General features: G+C 50.5%; 15 protein-coding genes. 11 read left to right on the forward strand and 4 right to left on the reverse strand.

Annotated features, from left to right (window positions below; all coding sequences use genetic code 11):
* Window positions 1-22 precede the first annotated feature (22 nt).
* The 4 genes from ACETK5_RS06630 to ACETK5_RS06645 all read left to right on the forward strand — a co-directional run bounded on the left by ACETK5_RS06630 (window position 23) and on the right by ACETK5_RS06645 (window position 3,445).
* On the forward strand, window positions 23-640 hold the full coding sequence (locus tag ACETK5_RS06630) for a ribonuclease HII (protein WP_394054739.1): 618 nt from the start codon (window positions 23-25) through the stop codon (window positions 638-640).
* Window positions 641-720: 80 nt separating this feature from the next.
* The gene (locus tag ACETK5_RS06635) at window positions 721-2,754 is read left to right on the forward strand and encodes a hypothetical protein (RefSeq protein WP_394054740.1); all 2,034 of its coding nucleotides are present in this window, start codon (window positions 721-723) and stop codon (window positions 2,752-2,754) included.
* Window positions 2,751-3,062, forward strand: a complete 312-nt coding sequence (locus ACETK5_RS06640) for an EscU/YscU/HrcU family type III secretion system export apparatus switch protein (RefSeq protein WP_100538152.1) — start codon at window positions 2,751-2,753, stop codon at window positions 3,060-3,062. The genes ACETK5_RS06635 and ACETK5_RS06640 overlap by 4 nt, the downstream gene beginning before the upstream one ends.
* Complete coding sequence (locus ACETK5_RS06645) at window positions 3,062-3,445, forward strand: YraN family protein (protein WP_100538151.1); 384 nt, start codon at window positions 3,062-3,064, stop codon at window positions 3,443-3,445. The genes ACETK5_RS06640 and ACETK5_RS06645 overlap by 1 nt, the downstream gene beginning before the upstream one ends.
* A 97-nt stretch (window positions 3,446-3,542) precedes the next feature.
* Here ACETK5_RS06645 and ACETK5_RS06650 read toward each other — a convergent pair whose 3' ends face one another.
* The 3 genes from ACETK5_RS06650 to ACETK5_RS06660 form a co-directional block, all read right to left on the reverse strand.
* Entirely contained in the window at window positions 3,543-3,692 is a 150-nt protein-coding gene (locus ACETK5_RS06650; RefSeq protein WP_326113725.1) for a VOC family protein, read from the reverse strand.
* A gap of 53 nt (window positions 3,693-3,745) precedes the next feature.
* Complete coding sequence (locus tag ACETK5_RS06655) at window positions 3,746-5,359, reverse strand: YifB family Mg chelatase-like AAA ATPase (protein WP_394054743.1); 1,614 nt, start codon at window positions 5,357-5,359, stop codon at window positions 3,746-3,748.
* 310 nt (window positions 5,360-5,669) lie between these two features.
* Window positions 5,670-6,443 carry a collagen-like protein gene (locus ACETK5_RS06660; protein WP_394054745.1) on the reverse strand — a complete coding sequence of 258 codons (774 nt, stop codon included), beginning with the start codon at window positions 6,441-6,443 and terminating at the stop codon, window positions 5,670-5,672.
* 554 nt (window positions 6,444-6,997) lie between these two features.
* Between ACETK5_RS06660 and ACETK5_RS06665 the strand changes: the two genes are divergently transcribed.
* From ACETK5_RS06665 to ACETK5_RS06675, 3 genes are all read left to right on the forward strand, one after another.
* The gene (locus ACETK5_RS06665; RefSeq protein WP_326112927.1) at window positions 6,998-8,533 is read left to right on the forward strand and encodes an ABC transporter substrate-binding protein; all 1,536 of its coding nucleotides are present in this window, start codon (window positions 6,998-7,000) and stop codon (window positions 8,531-8,533) included.
* A gap of 149 nt (window positions 8,534-8,682) precedes the next feature.
* Entirely contained in the window at window positions 8,683-9,600 is a 918-nt protein-coding gene (locus tag ACETK5_RS06670; protein WP_326112928.1) for an ABC transporter permease, read from the forward strand.
* Between the two features lie 12 nt (window positions 9,601-9,612).
* Entirely contained in the window at window positions 9,613-10,476 is an 864-nt protein-coding gene (locus tag ACETK5_RS06675) for a carbohydrate ABC transporter permease (protein WP_394054747.1), read from the forward strand.
* A 24-nt stretch (window positions 10,477-10,500) separates the two neighbouring features.
* On the opposite strand, the gene ACETK5_RS06680 is transcribed toward ACETK5_RS06675, so the two are convergent.
* Window positions 10,501-12,741, reverse strand: coding sequence for a helix-turn-helix domain-containing protein (locus tag ACETK5_RS06680; RefSeq protein ID WP_394054749.1), 2,241 nt, complete (start codon window positions 12,739-12,741; stop codon window positions 10,501-10,503).
* 130 nt (window positions 12,742-12,871) lie between these two features.
* On the opposite strand from ACETK5_RS06680, the gene ACETK5_RS06685 reads away from it, so the two are divergent.
* The 4 genes from ACETK5_RS06685 (at window position 12,872) to dprA (ending at window position 16,727) form a co-directional block, all read left to right on the forward strand.
* Window positions 12,872-13,027, forward strand: coding sequence for a hypothetical protein (locus ACETK5_RS06685; RefSeq protein ID WP_326112930.1), 156 nt, complete (start codon window positions 12,872-12,874; stop codon window positions 13,025-13,027).
* A 207-nt stretch (window positions 13,028-13,234) separates the two neighbouring features.
* Window positions 13,235-14,395: an ADP-forming succinate--CoA ligase subunit beta gene (gene sucC / locus ACETK5_RS06690; protein WP_006211339.1), complete on the forward strand. Its 1,161-nt coding sequence runs from the start codon at window positions 13,235-13,237 to the stop codon at window positions 14,393-14,395.
* A 96-nt stretch (window positions 14,396-14,491) separates the two neighbouring features.
* Entirely contained in the window at window positions 14,492-15,421 is a 930-nt protein-coding gene (sucD, locus tag ACETK5_RS06695) for a succinate--CoA ligase subunit alpha (RefSeq protein ID WP_071220478.1), read from the forward strand.
* A gap of 130 nt (window positions 15,422-15,551) precedes the next feature.
* Entirely contained in the window at window positions 15,552-16,727 is a 1,176-nt protein-coding gene (dprA, locus tag ACETK5_RS06700; protein ID WP_394054752.1) for a DNA-processing protein DprA, read from the forward strand.
* Window positions 16,728-16,733 lie beyond the last annotated feature (6 nt).

Here is a 16,733-nt window from a genome sequence, read left to right on the forward strand (position 1 = left end):
CGGAACCAAAGGGGTTAAACCTATGACAGATTTATTAATGTACGAGCGAGAGTATTGGAGCCGTTATATACATATTGCAGGCATCGACGAGGTCGGCCGAGGCTGTTTGTTCGGCGACGTGGTCGCTGCAGCGGTCATTATGCCGGAGGGGCTGGTCATTGAAGGAATTAACGATTCGAAGAAACTCAGTGCCAAGAAGCGGGAGACCCTCTATGATCTCATTATGGAACAGGCACTGGCGGTCGGCGTTGGTTTGGTGGATGCGGAAACGATTGACCGCATCAACATTAAACAAGCCGCAAGGCTTGCCATGAAGATGGCGATCGAGCAATTGGCTGTTACTCCCCAGTTTCTGCTTGTTGATGCCGAGAAGGTGGAATGCGATATTCCCCAGCGTGCCATCATCAAAGGCGATGCTAACAGTCAGTCCATTGCCGCGGCCTCCATTATTGCCAAGGTTACTCGCGACAGATTGTGCGAAGGGGAATGGGAGGCGCGTTATCCGGAATATGGAATTGCCGTACATAAAGGCTACGCTACCAAGTTTCACCGTGAACAGCTGCAGCTGCACGGACCTACCGCGATGCACAGAAGAAGTTTTCTGAAAAGTATGGAGATTGAGCAATTGTCCCTATTCTAGATTTCGATGCAGCCCGCCCTCGTCAAAAGGCGGGCTGCTGCCGATATATAAGGTATACAGAAGGTGTGGGAGGAACTATCGTGAACATCGGATCGTTGATTCGCGGACTCCTGGGCGAGCAGAAGCCGGGAGACGCCAAGACGTTGGAACTTAAGCCGGGTCAGGTCGTTCGCGGTGTCGTTATGAACGTATCGGAGGACGGGCAGGAAGCTGTGGTGCAGATCCAGGGTGTTCAAGTGAAGGCGAAGCTGGAAACGCCGCTTCGAGCCGGGGAAACCGCTCTTCTACAGGTTCAGCCGCCAGGAGAGGGAGGGACGGCCGTTCTCAAGCCGCTTAGTCAAACGCCAGGACAGCCGCTGTCCCCTTCTTCCATGGCTGAGGTTCTGGATTTTGCCGGTCTTCCGGATACGAAGGAAAACCGCGAAATGATCAAGGGTATGCAGAACGCGGGAGTCCCGCTGACGAAGGACAATATCGCCATGTTCCGTGAGGCATTGGCCGTGAAGCCTCCGCAGATTCCCGCGGCAGAATGGGCGGAGTCGGCTGCGATCGCGTTTCACCGCGGACTGCCGATTACCCCCGAAAGCGTGAAGGGACTGCATCAGGCGGTATTCGGACCCCAGCTGCATCAGCTGCTGCAGTCGCTGGAGCAGCAGCTGGCGTCTGCTTTAAGCAACGGTATTGGAGACGCATCCGCTGCGGGGAAAAATGCAGCATCCGCTGCGCCTCCGACGGCAGCTGGCGGAGAAGGAGCCGCTGCCGCTCAGCAGCAAGCAGCAGCGGCGAACGGTGCCGCTGGCAGTACAGCGCAGGCCGGTTCAGGTCAGCAGGCGCTGCTGACCAAGCTGCAAGGCCTGCTGCAGCAGCTGCGCGGCGAGCTCGCGCAGCCATGGGCCAGCGGCGGCACGGCAACGCCTGCCGCCGGACAACCCGCCGCCGTGCCCACGGGGCCGGCGGCAGCTCTAGGCGAAGGGGTCGCAGGCCCTTCGCCAAAGCCGCCCACCCCCGGCGCGGAGCCGTGGGGGGGGCGGGGCTTGAAGCTGCTCGGTGCGGAGCACGAGCAGCAAGCCCTGCGCGGGGCCGGTACGGGCCCCGCGGGCGAAGCGGCGCGCACGGGCAGCGCCGCAGCACCTGCCGGGCAGCCGGGGGCCGGGCTGCCCGGCAGCGGCACGGCCGCGGGCGCGGCTCCCGGCGCCGCCGCGCCCGGAGCGAATGCGGCTGTGCCAGCACCCGCTCCTGCTCCAGCTGCGGGAGCTGCTGCACCGCCGCCCCCTGCAGCTCAGCCAACCGCTGCTGCTGCAGGTCAAGCAGGCGGACAAGCGGGATCCCTGCCAGCAACCCCTGCCCCTGGCAGCAGTGGCTCAGCAGCGATTACACCAGGGGCCCTCGCCACGACAGGGAGTGCGGCGAATGCGAACCAGCAAGCTGTCCCGAATGCTCAGGCCGGTGCCGTGAATCAGCCGGGCTTAACACAGCCGGTTGTGCCATCCGGCCAGCAGAATATCGCCTTAGGCGTACAGCAAGCCGTCATGGCCTCAACGCCATCGGGTGAATCGGCGCTTGCCCTGCAAGACACGCTGAAGGGAGTGTTGCTTCAGGTGTTATCCAGCCAGGATGCGCCGCCTGCCCTAAAGGAAGCGGCACAGCAAGTCGTTCAGCATTTAACGGGCCAGCAGCTCTTGCTAAACACCGATCGAACGGCTCCGTTCGCACAGGTCACGATGTTCATACCCCTGCATGGGGCCGACGGGGAACAGACTGCATCCGTACATATTCAATCACGCAGAGGCCGCAGAGGTGAGCTGGATGCAACCAACTGCAGGCTGTTGTTCGACTTGGACATGAAATTTCTGGGTCCGACCTTGATCGATGTGCAGGTCGTTGACCGGATTGTCAGCCTTAACTTTCGGAATGATCAAAGTTATGCCGCTGAGCTGTTTGAGGGGAAAAAGGAAGAGTTGGCTCAGGCTGTTTCGTCTATCGGCTACCAATTGCTCAGCGTAAAAACAGAACCGCTGCCCCAAGCTGCGCCGCCTACTTCAGACACGTCCGTGCAGGGAACGGCAGCAGAATACACCCCGCAAACCTACAAAGGGGTGGATATGCGAATATGAATAAGCTTGAGAAAGAGCAAGGGGAACTAACGGCCATGAAAAAGGCGGTCGCCCTTAAATATACGCCCGGCGAGAGCGAAGCGCCGGTTGTGGTTGCCAAAGGACAAGGGAAACTGGCGGAGTCTATATTAGACAAAGCCAAAGAGCATGGCGTCCTTGTCCAGGAAGATGCCGCTTTGGTGGAGATTCTCTCCAAGCTGGATCTGGATCAGCAGATTCCGGAGGAATTGTACCAGCTGGTTGCGGAAGTGCTGACATATGTTTATCGTGCGGATCGTCAAGCGAAGGATGGAGGGATAATGCCGTAATGACCTCGCCATCCGGAAAAAAGGACAACCGCAAACAAAAGGGAGCGGCTGCCGAAGAGCTGGCGGCCGCTGCCCTGATTGAAAAAGGATACCGGGTTCTGGACCGGAATTGGCGCTGCCGCACCGGAGAATTGGACATCGTTGCCGAAACAGGGGAGACCCTTGTGGTGATTGAGGTCAGAAGCCGGAGCGGAACGACCAGCTTCGGTACGCCTTCCGAGTCCGTGAACGCCCGTAAAGTGATGCAGGTCCGGAACACGGCCCAGCAGTACGTTCATCATAAGCGTTATTATGAACGGCCGATCCGGTTTGATGTTATCTCGGTTATGCTTCGGGCAGATCTGACGCTTGTCTCGATGGATCATATCGAGAATGCATTTTAGATGGATGCGATCCAAAGAATCCATAAGAATTACAATAAAGAAGAAGGTGATAGGAGCTGAGCTCCATCACCTTCTTTGCATAGGACAGGTTATTTATTCAATAGGAGCAAGCTTCCAGACCGTTGTTATCCAGATCATAAAAAGTGAAATAGGTTGCGCCGTACTCCAGGATGGTATCGACACGTACTCCGTTTTCTTTCAGATGCTGATAAGCTTCTTCGACATTGGAGACATAAAAATTAAACAGGGCATGTCGCGGCTCGAAGTACTTCGCTTCCCCCGTGGGCTAAAGACTACATTTCATAAACGAGTTGTTTCTTCGGCGGTGATATATTGTCGATCCAGCTGACGATATTGAATCGCTTCTGCAACGTGCTGGCTCTGTATTTCATCGGATGCCTCCAAATCGGCGATGGTTCTGGCCAGCTTCAGGATGCGGTCGTAAGCGCGCATGCTCAGGCCCAGCGTATCGATTGTCGCTTGCAGAAGCTCTGCCGAGTCCTTGTCCAGTATGGCATGCTTCCTCAGGAAGCTGCCGAACAGTTCACTGTTCCAGCTGAACGGGAGCCTGCTGTAGCGTTTCAATTGAATCGTTTGTGCCGCATAGACTTGATCCCGCATTTGCTCTGAGGATATAGGTATCGCGTTCCCCGGCCATTCCTTGGGCCGCGGCACGTCCACTTGAAGGTCGATCCGATCCATCAAGGGCCCCGATATTCTAGCGCGGTATTGAGCAATTCGTGTAACGCTGCACGTGCAGCGCTGATGGGGGTGATCACTGCCGTAATAACCGCACGGACAGGGATTCATCGAACAAGCGAGCATGAAATGCGCCGGGAAGGTAAATACCGCCCGTGCCCGGCTGATGGTTACTTCACGATCCTCCAGGGGCTGTCGCAGCACCTCCAGCACATGCCTCGAGAACTCAGGAAGCTCGTCCAGGAACAGGATGCCTTTATGGGCCAGACTGACTTCTCCCGGCTTCGGAATGGTGCCGCCTCCGATGAGCCCGCCGGCCGAAATGGTATGGTGAGGAGACCGGAAGGGACGTCTTGTCATCAACCCATCGGATGGCTTTAGCTTTCCGGCAGCGCTGAAGATTTTCGTTGTAGTCAACGCTTCTTGATCCGCCAGCGGCGGCAGTATGGTAGGGAGGCGCTTCATAAGCATCGTTTTTCCAGTACCCGGGGGCCCAATAAGCAGAATGTTGTGCATGCCTGCAGCTGCGATGGTCAGGGCGCGTTTGATATGCTGCTGACCAATTACATCTCTATAGTCTTCCAGCTGCTTGTCCTGCAGGCCGTCCCCTTGTGTTTTGCTTAAATGCGTTGACCGATCATATTTGAGCTTGGACAGCGAAACGGTATAGCTTGTAGCTCCCCCAGTTTCACTATTTTGGCTGTGATCATCGGGTCCTTCCTGGACAAGCTCCTTTAAATGCTGAAGCCCATAAACCTCAATACCGCCGATCAGTGTGGCTTCCGGAGCATTTTCGCGCGGAAGAAGAACTCCGGCATACCCTTCCTTTTTCGCTTGCTCTACCATGGGCAATACCCCTGTAATGGGCCTAAGCGTACCGTCCAGAGCAAGTTCGCCCAGGATCAACATTTCTCCGGCATTCGCAAAGGTCCATTGCTCGCTTGTTAGCAATATGCCGACGGCGATCGCCAGATCGAAGGAAGAGCCCTCTTTGCGCAGATCAGCCGGTGCAAGATTGACGGTTACCCGTTTTAAGGGATAGGTAAAACCGCAGTTCTTAATTGCTGCCCGTACCCGCTCAATCGATTCGCGAATGGAGGAATCGGGCAGACCGATGATAGAGGTTTGGGGCAGCCCGTTCGCCAGGTCCACCTCCACCTGGATGACAACCCCGTCAATGCCGTGCAAGCAAGCGCTATGAAGTTTTCCGTACATAAATGAAAGCACCTCTCTTCAGATATCAGTGGATTGAATCGTAATAGAACATCCAAGATTCGAAAAGGGTGCTTCCTCATTTTCGTTGGGTAACTCTAGTCCGTATTGTAAAAGTTTACCTCCCGCATGTCAATTCGTGATCATATACCAAAACCTCGTCGAGCAGGTAAGAGCCCAGTCTCGATGTCATTAAGCCGCATATTGGATCAAGATCGATGAAATTATTTCAGTTGGATGGGGATTTATGAAAAAAAAGAAAAGAACCCAATATCTACGGATTCTTTCCTTAAGTTAAATAGTTGAATTATTGTTAAGCCAAACGCTCAATAACAATAGATGCACTCACGGTTGGCGTACCTCCACCGATAGCGCTTTGTAAAGTTAATGCCCCCATATTGTCCATACGGTTCAGGGTCAAGACCCCACCAGCTGTTAAAAAGGCAACTACCTGGCCTTGGTATGGCTGATTGCCTGCATTCGTTCCATAATTGCTGCAAGGAACCAGGGCTGGAACTGCCGGACCGGCTGCATCTGGATCAAAGAACAAACCAAATGCATTCACACCCGGGGTTGGGAATACCTCCCAACTTATATTATATACGCCTGTTTCATTGACAGTAAATGTTGAAGGAGCAGTGAACGTAAGGGCTGTTCCTCCAATTATAGGAGGATTGTTGAAGGTTACTGCGCCTCCTTGAGCACCAGGTGCTGGAGCAGCGGCAGGAGATTGCGTTTCCGTACTACATACAAAAGCAAATGCTGAAACGCCGGCCGGCCCTGTCGCTCCAGTTGCTCCAGTTGCTCCTGGGGCTCCAGCGGGTCCAACAGGCCCTTGAATTCCTTGAGCTCCAGGAAGTCCTTGTGCTCCGACCGGTCCTTGAGGTCCTGGAATACCTTGTGCTCCGGCAGGTCCTTGAGGCCCTTGAGGTCCAGGCACAGGTGTTACATTGATTCTAGGTGGCGGGCAGGAAAGATTGATAACCTTTCTCTTTTTACATACGATTTCTTTTTTCTTTTTCCCTTTACAACATGAGAGATTTCTTTTTAGTGGTTTTTTGTGTAATTTTCCAATAGAACTTTTCAATATGAGCACCTCCTTAGGATGTACTTGCAGGATATGTCACATAACCTGAGAATGAATAGATGGCTACCTAAGGAATTAATAGTCTCAAGTCCATTTATCCAAAAAGGGGCGATCGTAACTCGATGTTCATCAGTCAATTTAAATTAAAGAATGTATTGCCCAGTCAATCAAGGTCTTATTTGTGTTAGATAAAGTGAACGTTTCAGCGCACCTCACAAGTCAAGATCCGTTTTCGGATCTTGACTTTTTTTTCATATACTTATGAGATTTCTACCAATTTTCTATCTTATTAGAGACGAAGATGGGGTTGCTGGGCAATATGATTTATTGCTTTTATTCAATAGGTAAGAGCCAGCCACGGCGCGGGATCTGAACGGTGAATGTACCATGGTTCAGAAAGTTGTCACTTTTTCAGAATCGTAGCTTCAGGCAATAACGGGAAGGAATGTAAATAGTCAAAACACGGGTCCGGCAAGTAGAATCAAAATCATAAACGACATGCTGCCTTAAGAGCGGCTGGCGTAACATCATCAATACATAAGGGAGAGGGTTGCGTGAAAGTTTGGAACCGAAAGCTCGGGTTGGTGGCATTGGCCGCCGTTATAACCGGTACAGTATTGAGCGGCTGCTCAAAAGAGAACGCGGTAAAAGAGGAGAATCCTGAAAGTGCCGCCTTAGGCAAGGAAGTCGCACTAGAAATGATGACCTTCTCTCATACGAATTGGCCCTATAAGGAAAACTGGCCGATTTATAAGTACTTAAAAGAAGAAACCGGCATCTCCTTCAAGGTACAACCCGTAATGAGCGATTACACCACAACGATGAACCTGGCAATATCCTCGGGCGAGATACCGGATCTTATGATGGTTAACAGCTTGAATGCCGCCAATACGCACGGGGCCAGCGGAGCGTTTGTCGACTATTTCGAGCATCTGGATCAAATGCCAAACTATAAGAAGTTTCTCGATGATCATCCGGAAGTGAAAGCAGCTATTCTGTCTCCTGAGGGAAAGAACTATTTTATGCCGTTGTATGGACTTGAGCAGCAATCCAGGCGGTCATGGCTTTACCGGGACGACGTATTCAAGAAACACAATCTGACACCGCCGACGACTTACGACGAGCTGTATACGGTCGCGAAAAAAATAAAGGAATTGTACCCGGACAGCTTTCCGATTGCCGTGTTTAACGGTTTGAGTCCGCTGGTCAATATGGCACCTGCGTTTAATACCAACAGCAGCTACTATTACGACTTCGAGAAGAATGAATGGCGCTACGGTCCGACAGAGGACAACTACAAGAAAATGGTTGAGTATATGAATAAATTTTACACGGAGGGATTGGTTGCGCCTGACTTCATGGCGCATAAACGTAAGCAATTTAATGATCTGCTGCTTCAGAACAAATCGTTTATTGCCAGCGATTATATCGGCATCATGGACGAACTTCCGTTAATGCTTGGGGATAAGGCATCCGAATTTAGTCTCGATTATATGGTTCCTCCTGTTGGAATCCCGGATGGCAAGTCGCACAACGTATTTGCCGGATTGCAGTCCGACGGCTTTGCGGTGGCGGCAAATTCCAAGGAGCGGGATCGGCTGCTGCAGTACCTGGATTTCTTGTTCTCTCCCGAAGGGATTGAGCTGGCAACCTGGGGCAGGGAAGGGGAGACATTTACAACCGAGAACGGGGTTCGCAAATTCAATACGGATTACAAAGAGTTCGGCGACTTGAGAACCAAGACGGGCATCGCAACAATCGGAGCACATACGGTATTGGATATGACGGCTTACGAGTCCATGTATTCCCCAAAAATGCGGGAAGCGATGAAAATCGCGCCGGACCATGAAACGAAACCGCAGCCAAGGCTTGCCTATACGAATGAAGAAAATGAAGTGCTGAGCATGGTCGGCGAAACCGTGAAAAAGTTTCATGAGGAGCAGATTGCCAAGTTCATTCTAGGACAGAAACCAATGGATGATTGGGATGCTTACGTTAATGAAATAAACAAGCTTGGCGTGCAGCAGGTGCTGGATGTTCATAAAAGTGCTTATGAGCGGACGCAAAAGTTCTTGAATGAAGCTAAGTAATTTATACGGAACGCCATGCTGTTGGATGAACGCAGTGGCTCTCTTTTACGGACCGGCTCTTCGGACGCGTATCAAGCCTGGTCCCGGTCCGCAAGGAGAGCGGCTTGCAGATACAGCATGGATTTCGCTGCAAAAGGAGGAAACGTTTTTTGCAAGCACAGAATCCGGGTTTCTTGACGAAAGTGAAGCGGGACAAATACCTGCTGCTGCTGCTTCTGCCCTGTGCTCTTTATTACATCATCTTTAAGTATGTTCCCATATTCGGCATTTCGATCGCCTTTATGGACTACAACTTATTTAAGGGGATCACGGAGAGTGACTGGGTGGGTTTTAAATATTTCAGCATGTTTTTTAGTACGCCTGACTTCTGGCCTGTTCTCAGAAATACATTCCTGCTGGGCTTATACAAGCTGATCTTCGGCTTTCCAGCCCCCATCATACTTGCGTTACTCATCAATGAAGTGAGCAAATCGTTTTTAAAACGGTTTGTCCAGACGGTCAGCTATCTTCCACACTTTATATCTAACGTGGTTGTAGCGGGGATCGCGGTTATGTTCCTATCTCCGACAGGCGGGGTGGTCAACCAGCTGCTGAGTGCCATCGGACTCGAACGAATCAACTTTTTGGTTGAGTCCGCCTGGTTCAGGTCGATTTATGTAACGACCGATGTATGGCAGCATATTGGATGGGGGACCATTATCTATTTGGCTGCTTTGACGGCAATCGATCCGCAATTATACGAAGCGGCACGGATAGATGGGGCTAATCGGTGGAAGCAGGCGCTGAACATTACACTTCCCGGCATCGCGCCGGCAATCGTGATCATCTTGATACTTGATATCGGAAAAATACTGGAGATCGGCTTTGAGAAAGTATATCTGCTCGCGACTCCGGCCACCTACGAGACAGCCGATATTATATCCACCTATGTGTACAGGGTCGGCTTAACGCAAGGCAACTACAGTTATGCCACGGCGATTGATCTGTTTACCGGCATCATCAGCTTTATTTTCATTATTGCGGCCAATTCGTTTAGCCGGCGAGTTAGCGGAAGCAGCATCTGGTAAAGGAGGAACGTGATGAAACCGAAATGGAATTGGTTTGACGCGCTCAATGCCTTGATTCTTTCCGGAATTGTGATGGCGTGTCTATACCCGTTTGTTTATATGCTGGCCGTGTCCCTTAGCGATTCCGCATCGATCGCCTCCGGGGAAGTGTGGTTATGGCCGAAGGGCTTCAACCTGGATATGTATCAGTATGTGTTCGAGGACGGACGGGTGCTGAAAGGATATAAGAACACGCTGATTTATGTGATTACAGGGACCGCCATTTCTTTGATTGTCACGGCACTTGGGGCTTATGCGCTGTCCAAGACCAAGATGGTCATGGGCAAACCGGTCCTGATGCTGATCGTCTTTACGATGTTTTTTAACGGCGGGATGATTCCGACGTTTCTGGTCGTGAAGGAGCTTGGCTTTGTCAACACCCTCTGGGGCATGGTGCTGCCCGGAGCGGTAGGCACCTGGAATCTGCTCATCATGCGAACTTTTTTCATGGGTATGCCTCAAGAGCTCGAGGAATCCGGAAAAATTGATGGACTGTCTGAGATCGGGATTTTCTTCCGGATTGTGCTCCCGCTCTCCAAGCCGGTGCTGGCCACCATCGGCTTGTATTATGCCGTCGGAATGTGGAATAACTTCATGGGGCCGCTGCTGTATTTGCGGGATGCCGATATGCAGCCCCTCCAGGTGATTTTAAGAAACATCGTGCTGTCAGGGCAATTGACGGGAACGGACGGTCCGGTCGTGGGTGATATCGTGGTGGTGGAGGATGGCTTGAAATTCGCTACCATTATGGTGTCCACCTTGCCGATCCTGCTTGTCTATCCGTTTATACAGAAGTATTTTGTAAAAGGGGCTTTGATTGGCTCTGTTAAAGGTTAAAGCGGCCGGCCGCTCACCTGTGTGTTATCGGACCCAGTTGGTTTTCCGGTAATCACCCGGTGTTTGGCCGGTTATTTTTTTGAACATGCGGATAAAGGAAGTGACATTTCGGTACCCGATCCGGTTGCCTACTTCCTGAATCGGCATGTTCGTCGTCTCCAGAAGTACTTTCGCTTTTGTTATTCGAATCGCATTCAACTGGTCGCTGAAATTGCTCCCCGTCTTCTCTTTAATATACCCGGACAGATAAGTAGGCGACATGTTGAGTTTATAGGCAAGCTGCTCAAGTGATATTTCTTCAGCGTAATGGGACTCCAGATAATGAATGACATATTGAATAATATCGTAATGTTCCTCCCGTTTCAGACGGATCGCATGGGTTGCATGGGCAAGCTCGTCGAGAAGGGCTTCCCGGTATTGCTCGGGGGTTACGCTGCAAGCAAGCCTTTCGGCGTAATCCGGAAGCGCGTCGATGTTGATTTTCAGCAGTTCTACTGTTCTTCTCATGCGGACCGATACCGATTTGGCAAAGTGGCTTAGTTGATCGGCCGTGGCCTCTTGTCTCTGCAAACGATCCAGGGCGCGCTCAATGAGCGATTGGCAGCTGCTCTCGTTGCCGGCCTGTAAATTCACGTAAAACTCATGTTCCTGCTCGGCAGTGAATCCTGTTACATCTTCACGGCGTTCCTTCTCCCAGATAATCTGGGTTTCCTCAATCGGCATGGCTTGTTGCAGGAGCGACATGGCTTCTGCATAAGCCCGGTCAAAATCAGAGGTTTGCTGGAATACGGACGAAACCGCAATATTCACGAGATAGGTGCTTTGATCTTGATCAAAAATCTGTTTGAGCTGACTGAGACACTGCTGCAGCATGTCAGATTTTTCTTGTGTATACACAATGGATAAAATTTGCTTCCCCTCCATCTGAAGGGTGTGCGATAGGGGAAACGATGCTTGTATCTGCAGCGTGATCATATCTTTGATCTTGCCGGTTGCCCGTGTCATTAAGGCATCAAGCTGACGAGAAGGGACGTGCCGGTACCTCAACTGATATACGAGAACCATGAATGCACCCTCGCCGACCCAAAGCTCTTTGGAAGCGGAGGTATCAAGGGCAATGTTTTTGAACTGGGCCAAATAATGGTAGCTGGTCAACAACGGTTTGGTATGGTCCATCCATTCCTTGATGATCTTCCGTTCATGCTGCAAACCCTTCAAGTGGTTGGAGATGGCGCTGAATTCGGCAATGCTCCCTTGATATAGCTCCACCTCTGCCTGCCCCAGTCCCGTTACCATTCTCTTGAGCGGCCGATTGATTGTTCGGGAAAATATCCAGGATGCCATAATACCAATGAGCAGGGTAGCTGCAAATAACAGTACGGCTATCCAGTTCATACGGCTGATGCTTTGGTTGAGTTCGTTATGCGGAATAATGGAGATGTAGGTAAGGCCGGAACGGGAGCCCTTTTCGAAAAAGTAATAGGATCCCTTCTCGATCATCCATTCCGAGTGGCCGTCCCATTCCGGCAGTGGCTGGGATTTCTCATCCGGGGCGGATTCGTACAGGGTTGCTCCCTCCGAGTCCACCAGCAGAAAACGGGAACCGGCCATGCCTTTATAGGATTCATACCAGCTTTTCATATTTACGAAAGCTATAATCTTCCAGGGGCTGCCCTGTACGTTCGTAAGTAGAGGCATCAACTGAAGCTCATTCTTCTCTGTCCCGATGGAGAAAGTGCTGCTGGGGAACATTTGCAGAAAGCCGTTTGTGTGATCGCTCCGTTTCCAGAACTCGTACGGATAGGCGTCGCTTATGTAGTAATGGTTAAACATGCGGTCATCATCGACGATGCCATCCCGTTCAAGCAGGAAGGACTGATTCTGGTAGTAGATCATGACATTGTTCAAGTGATAATAGGGCTGGCTTACCAGGGTCCGGATCTGATCCATCACCATATCCACCTGCAGATAATCGATGCCTTTCTTTCCGCCGGAATCGGCCTGCCTGCTGATATTGCCGACAAATTCATCGTGCTGAAGGTTGAGGAGGAGATTCTTCCAAGTGGAGTATTGTTTCTCAAAATGATCTACGGTATTTCGAATCAGGGTCAGATTGTATTTGACAATTTCATTGTGAACATGACGGGAGTAGAATGTCATCGACCATAGGTTGTAGGAGGAGAGCAGGAAAATCACGACGAGAAAATACACCAGCATTTTGACAAATAATGAATGCAGCGGGAAAAATGACTTCAACCAACTCATGCTGAATCTCCTTATGAATGCGTTCACTAATCTTTCAATCATTCTAACGGATAGCAGAAAAAGGATAAAGAGTTTTATTTTGCGTCACAAGTTTATCTCAAACAAAAAGGGATTTAATGGTATAATAGTAATGAATGTACCAAATATTATGGGGATGGGAGAGGGGAATCGGATGACCGTATTATGGGGAAATATCATCACTACACTAGTTGCAGGATTGTTAGGCATTGCCGTTGTCGTATTGGGGATTATCGGATTGATAAGCTTTGCACGAAAAAACAAATGATTTTACATATTTCTCCAATTTATATCTGGAAGGAATCATACCCATGCCAAATCGAGTGGATAAACGGTGAACTTTTTAAGGTAAGCGTTTTAAAAACATGTTACAATAGCTTGGGTTTAATATATAAAGGTTGACAGGGAAATCTTTCATAGATTCGTTCCGTGTTAGCCAGCCTTGTTCCAGTCATGTTGATAGGAGGATTCGAGAATGAATATCCATGAATATCAAGGAAAACAAGTACTGAAGCAATATGGAGTAGCTGTTCCGAACGGCAAGGTAGCGTTTACGGTAGAAGAAGCAGTTGAAGCTGCACAATCTTTGGGCAGTCCCGTAACCGTTGTCAAAGCACAAATCCACGCAGGCGGTCGGGGTAAAGCCGGCGGCGTTAAAGTGGCGAAGAACCTGGATGAGGTTCGTGCTTATGCTGAAGAAATTCTGGGCAAGGTGTTGGTGACTCACCAAACGGGTCCGGAAGGCAAGGAAGTCAAGCGTCTCCTCATTGAAGAGGGCTGCGATATTCGCAAAGAGTATTATATCGGTGTGGTCGTTGACCGTGCTACCGGCCGTGTCGTTTTGATGGCGTCCGAAGAAGGCGGTACCGAGATCGAAGAGGTTGCAGCAGCAACTCCCGAGAAGATTTTCAAAGAGGTCGTAGATCCAGCGATCGGACTTCAAACATTCCAAGCACGGAAATTAGCGTATTCCATTAATATTCCGAATGAACTGGTAGGGAAAGCCGTTCAGTTCATGCTGGCCTTGTATAAGGCATTCGTAGAGAAGGATTGCTCTATCGCTGAAATCAATCCGCTTGTCGTAACCGGTGACGGAAACGTCATGGCTCTGGATGCCAAACTCAACTTTGATTCCAATGCGCTGTTCCGTCATAAAGACATCCTTGAACTGCGTGACCTGGACGAAGAAGATGAGAAGGAGATCGAAGCATCCAAATACGACTTGAGTTACATAGCTCTGGATGGCAACATCGGCTGTATGGTTAATGGTGCCGGTCTTGCCATGGCTACGATGGACATCATTAAGTACTATGGCGGCGACCCTGCTAACTTCCTTGATGTTGGGGGCGGTGCAACAACGGAGAAGGTAACGGAAGCCTTCAAGATTATTTTGTCCGATCCTCAAGTAAAAGGAATTTTTGTCAACATTTTCGGTGGTATTATGCGCTGTGACGTTATTGCTACCGGTGTTGTCGAAGCAGCGAAACAGTTAGGACTGACTCGTCCGCTTGTTGTACGTTTGGAAGGAACGAACGTAGACCTCGGCAAGCAGATTTTGGCTGAGTCCGGTCTTAATATCGTACCTGCTGATTCCATGGCCGACGGAGCACAGAAGATCGTCTCCCTCGTTCAGTAATATTTCATTCCTGAAGGGGCATGGCACGATGGGCTTCTTAGCCCTGCCGTGCGGTTGCTTTCATTTTCAAATAACAATAGGGGATGTGAATCAATCGTGAGTATTTTGATCGATAAAAATACAAAAGTTATCACGCAAGGGATTACAGGTAAAACAGCCCTTTTCCATGCAAAAGGCGCCCTGGATTACGGTACACAGATGGTCGGGGGAACTTCCCCTGGCAAAGGTGGAACCGAAGTCGAAATTACGCTTGAGAACGGCGAAACCGTCAAATTGCCGGTTTACAACACCGTTGAGGAAGCCAAAGCCAAAACAGGCGCAACCGCTAGCGTAATTTATGTGCCTCCGGCTTTTGCAGCCGATTCCATTCTGGAGGCTGTTGATGCCGAGATGGATCTGGTTATCTGTATTACGGAAGGCATTCCGGTGTTGGATATGGTGAAAGTATCCCGCTATATGGAAGGCAAGAAGACTCGTTTGATCGGACCTAACTGTCCGGGTGTCATTACACCGGGCGAATGCAAAATCGGCATCATGCCTGGTTACATCCACACGCCAGGACATGTCGGCGTTGTATCCCGCAGCGGTACCCTGACATATGAAGCCGTTCATCAGCTGACAGCTCGCGGCATCGGACAATCCTCCGCCGTAGGGATTGGCGGCGACCCGGTTAAAGGGACGGAGTTTATCGATGTATTGAGACTCTTTAATGAAGATCCTAACACCAAAGCGGTTATTATGATCGGTGAGATCGGCGGTACAGCGGAGGAAGAAGCGGCTGAATGGATCAAAGCGAACATGACCAAACCAGTGGTAGGCTTCATTGGCGGCGCAACGGCGCCTCCAGGAAAACGTATGGGCCACGCAGGCGCGATTATTTCTGGTGGTAAAGGAACAGCCAAGGAGAAAATCTCTGTACTTGAAGCTTGTGGTATCAAAGTAGCTCCTACACCTGCTGAAATGGGCTCAACCCTGGTTAGCGTGCTTGAGGAGAAAGGTCTTTTGGAGTCTTGCACGACTCACTAGAACAAGATTCTGATGCATGATTAGACTAAGTCAATGGTTTTTACTTGAGGTAAGCAACCTTTTATTTCCTAAACAGGAAATGAAGGGTTGCTTTTTTGTTTTCGATTTTATATTTTAAGGAGGTCCCGTTATGAAGGTGGACAGCTTACTGCTGATTGCATTGCATGAAAGCGAAGGTATCGGATGGAAGACCATTAACCGAATCATATCGAATGGCGAGCTGCATGAGGGGCTGCTGTCATATGATGCGAATGATTGGAGAGCCTGTGGTCTACCTGTCGAAAAAGCGAATAAGCTGGCCAAAGACTTTCCTTCCGTTGTCGAAAGTAAGCAGGTCGATCTGTCGAGTGCGGATCATGCCGGGTTTCGACAAAATGAGGCCGGGGTATGGAATTTGACAAACCGATCAAAAATACGTATTATAACAGCCCTTGATGATATCTACCCGGACACGTTAAAATCTTCGCCACAGGCACCCTGGGTGCTGTATTGCATAGGCGATCCTCATCTGCTGTCCAGGCCGGGAATTGCGATGGTAGGTACAAGAATGCCTACGGCATATGGGCGCAAAATTGCAACGATGTTATCCGAGGAGTTGACAAGGGCAGGGCTCATGGTTGTCAGCGGCATGGCCAGAGGCATTGATAGCGTTGTCCACGATACGGCTTTGCGAAGCGGGGGACCGACCTTGGCAGTTCTTGGAGCCGGCATTGACGTTATATATCCACCGGAGAACCGATCGCTCTATGAAGAGATCGCGGCTAAGGGACTTATCATTTCGGAATACCCGCCCGGCACCAAGGCGCTCCCGGGATTCTTCCCGCAGCGAAACCGCATTATAGCGGGACTCACGCTAGGTACCGTGGTGGTGGAGGCGGATGCCCGCAGCGGATCGTTGATCACGGCGGATTTAGCTTTGGAGGCGGGAAGGGACGTGTTTTCCGTTCCGGGACCTCTCACTTCACCCAAGAGCAGAGGGACTCTGGATTTGATTAAGCAAGGGGCCAAGATGGTTACGGAAGCTAGGGATATAATAGAAGAATATGATTCCTGGTTGCCAAAAGTGGCCTCGGATACATACAATAAGGAGCGGCAGGCCCCTTGTCAGGAGCAACCGGATGTACTAGCCGGGTTGACAAATGACGAACGACAAATATACCATATGCTCGAACAGGGTCCCGGGTCGCTGGATGAGATGATCGAGCGAACCCGGTGGGATTTTGGACATTTGCATTCAGTTCTGTTATCTTTAATCATAAAAAAGCAGATTACCCAATTACCCGGTGCTATATATAAGATCATTTAATGGGAA

It is taken from the genome of Paenibacillus ilasis (assembly GCF_043195395.1).
Classification (GTDB): Bacteria; Bacillota; Bacilli; order Paenibacillales; family Paenibacillaceae; genus Paenibacillus_AQ; species Paenibacillus_AQ lautus.

Coding starts and splice junctions, on each gene's coding strand:
- ACETK5_RS06630 (WP_394054739.1), top strand. CDS start 23: ATGACAGATTTATTAATGTACGAGCGAGAGTATTGGAGCCGTTATATA.
- ACETK5_RS06640 (WP_100538152.1), top strand. CDS start 2,751: ATGAATAAGCTTGAGAAAGAGCAAGGGGAACTAACGGCCATGAAAAAG.
- ACETK5_RS06645 (WP_100538151.1), top strand. CDS start 3,062: ATGACCTCGCCATCCGGAAAAAAGGACAACCGCAAACAAAAGGGAGCG.
- ACETK5_RS06655 (WP_394054743.1), bottom strand. CDS start 5,359: ATGTACGGAAAACTTCATAGCGCTTGCTTGCACGGCATTGACGGGGTT.
- ACETK5_RS06675 (WP_394054747.1), top strand. CDS start 9,613: ATGAAACCGAAATGGAATTGGTTTGACGCGCTCAATGCCTTGATTCTT.
- ACETK5_RS06680 (WP_394054749.1), bottom strand. CDS start 12,741: ATGAGTTGGTTGAAGTCATTTTTCCCGCTGCATTCATTATTTGTCAAA.
- ACETK5_RS06685 (WP_326112930.1), top strand. CDS start 12,872: ATGAATGTACCAAATATTATGGGGATGGGAGAGGGGAATCGGATGACC.
- sucC (WP_006211339.1), top strand. CDS start 13,235: ATGAATATCCATGAATATCAAGGAAAACAAGTACTGAAGCAATATGGA.
- dprA (WP_394054752.1), top strand. CDS start 15,552: ATGAAGGTGGACAGCTTACTGCTGATTGCATTGCATGAAAGCGAAGGT.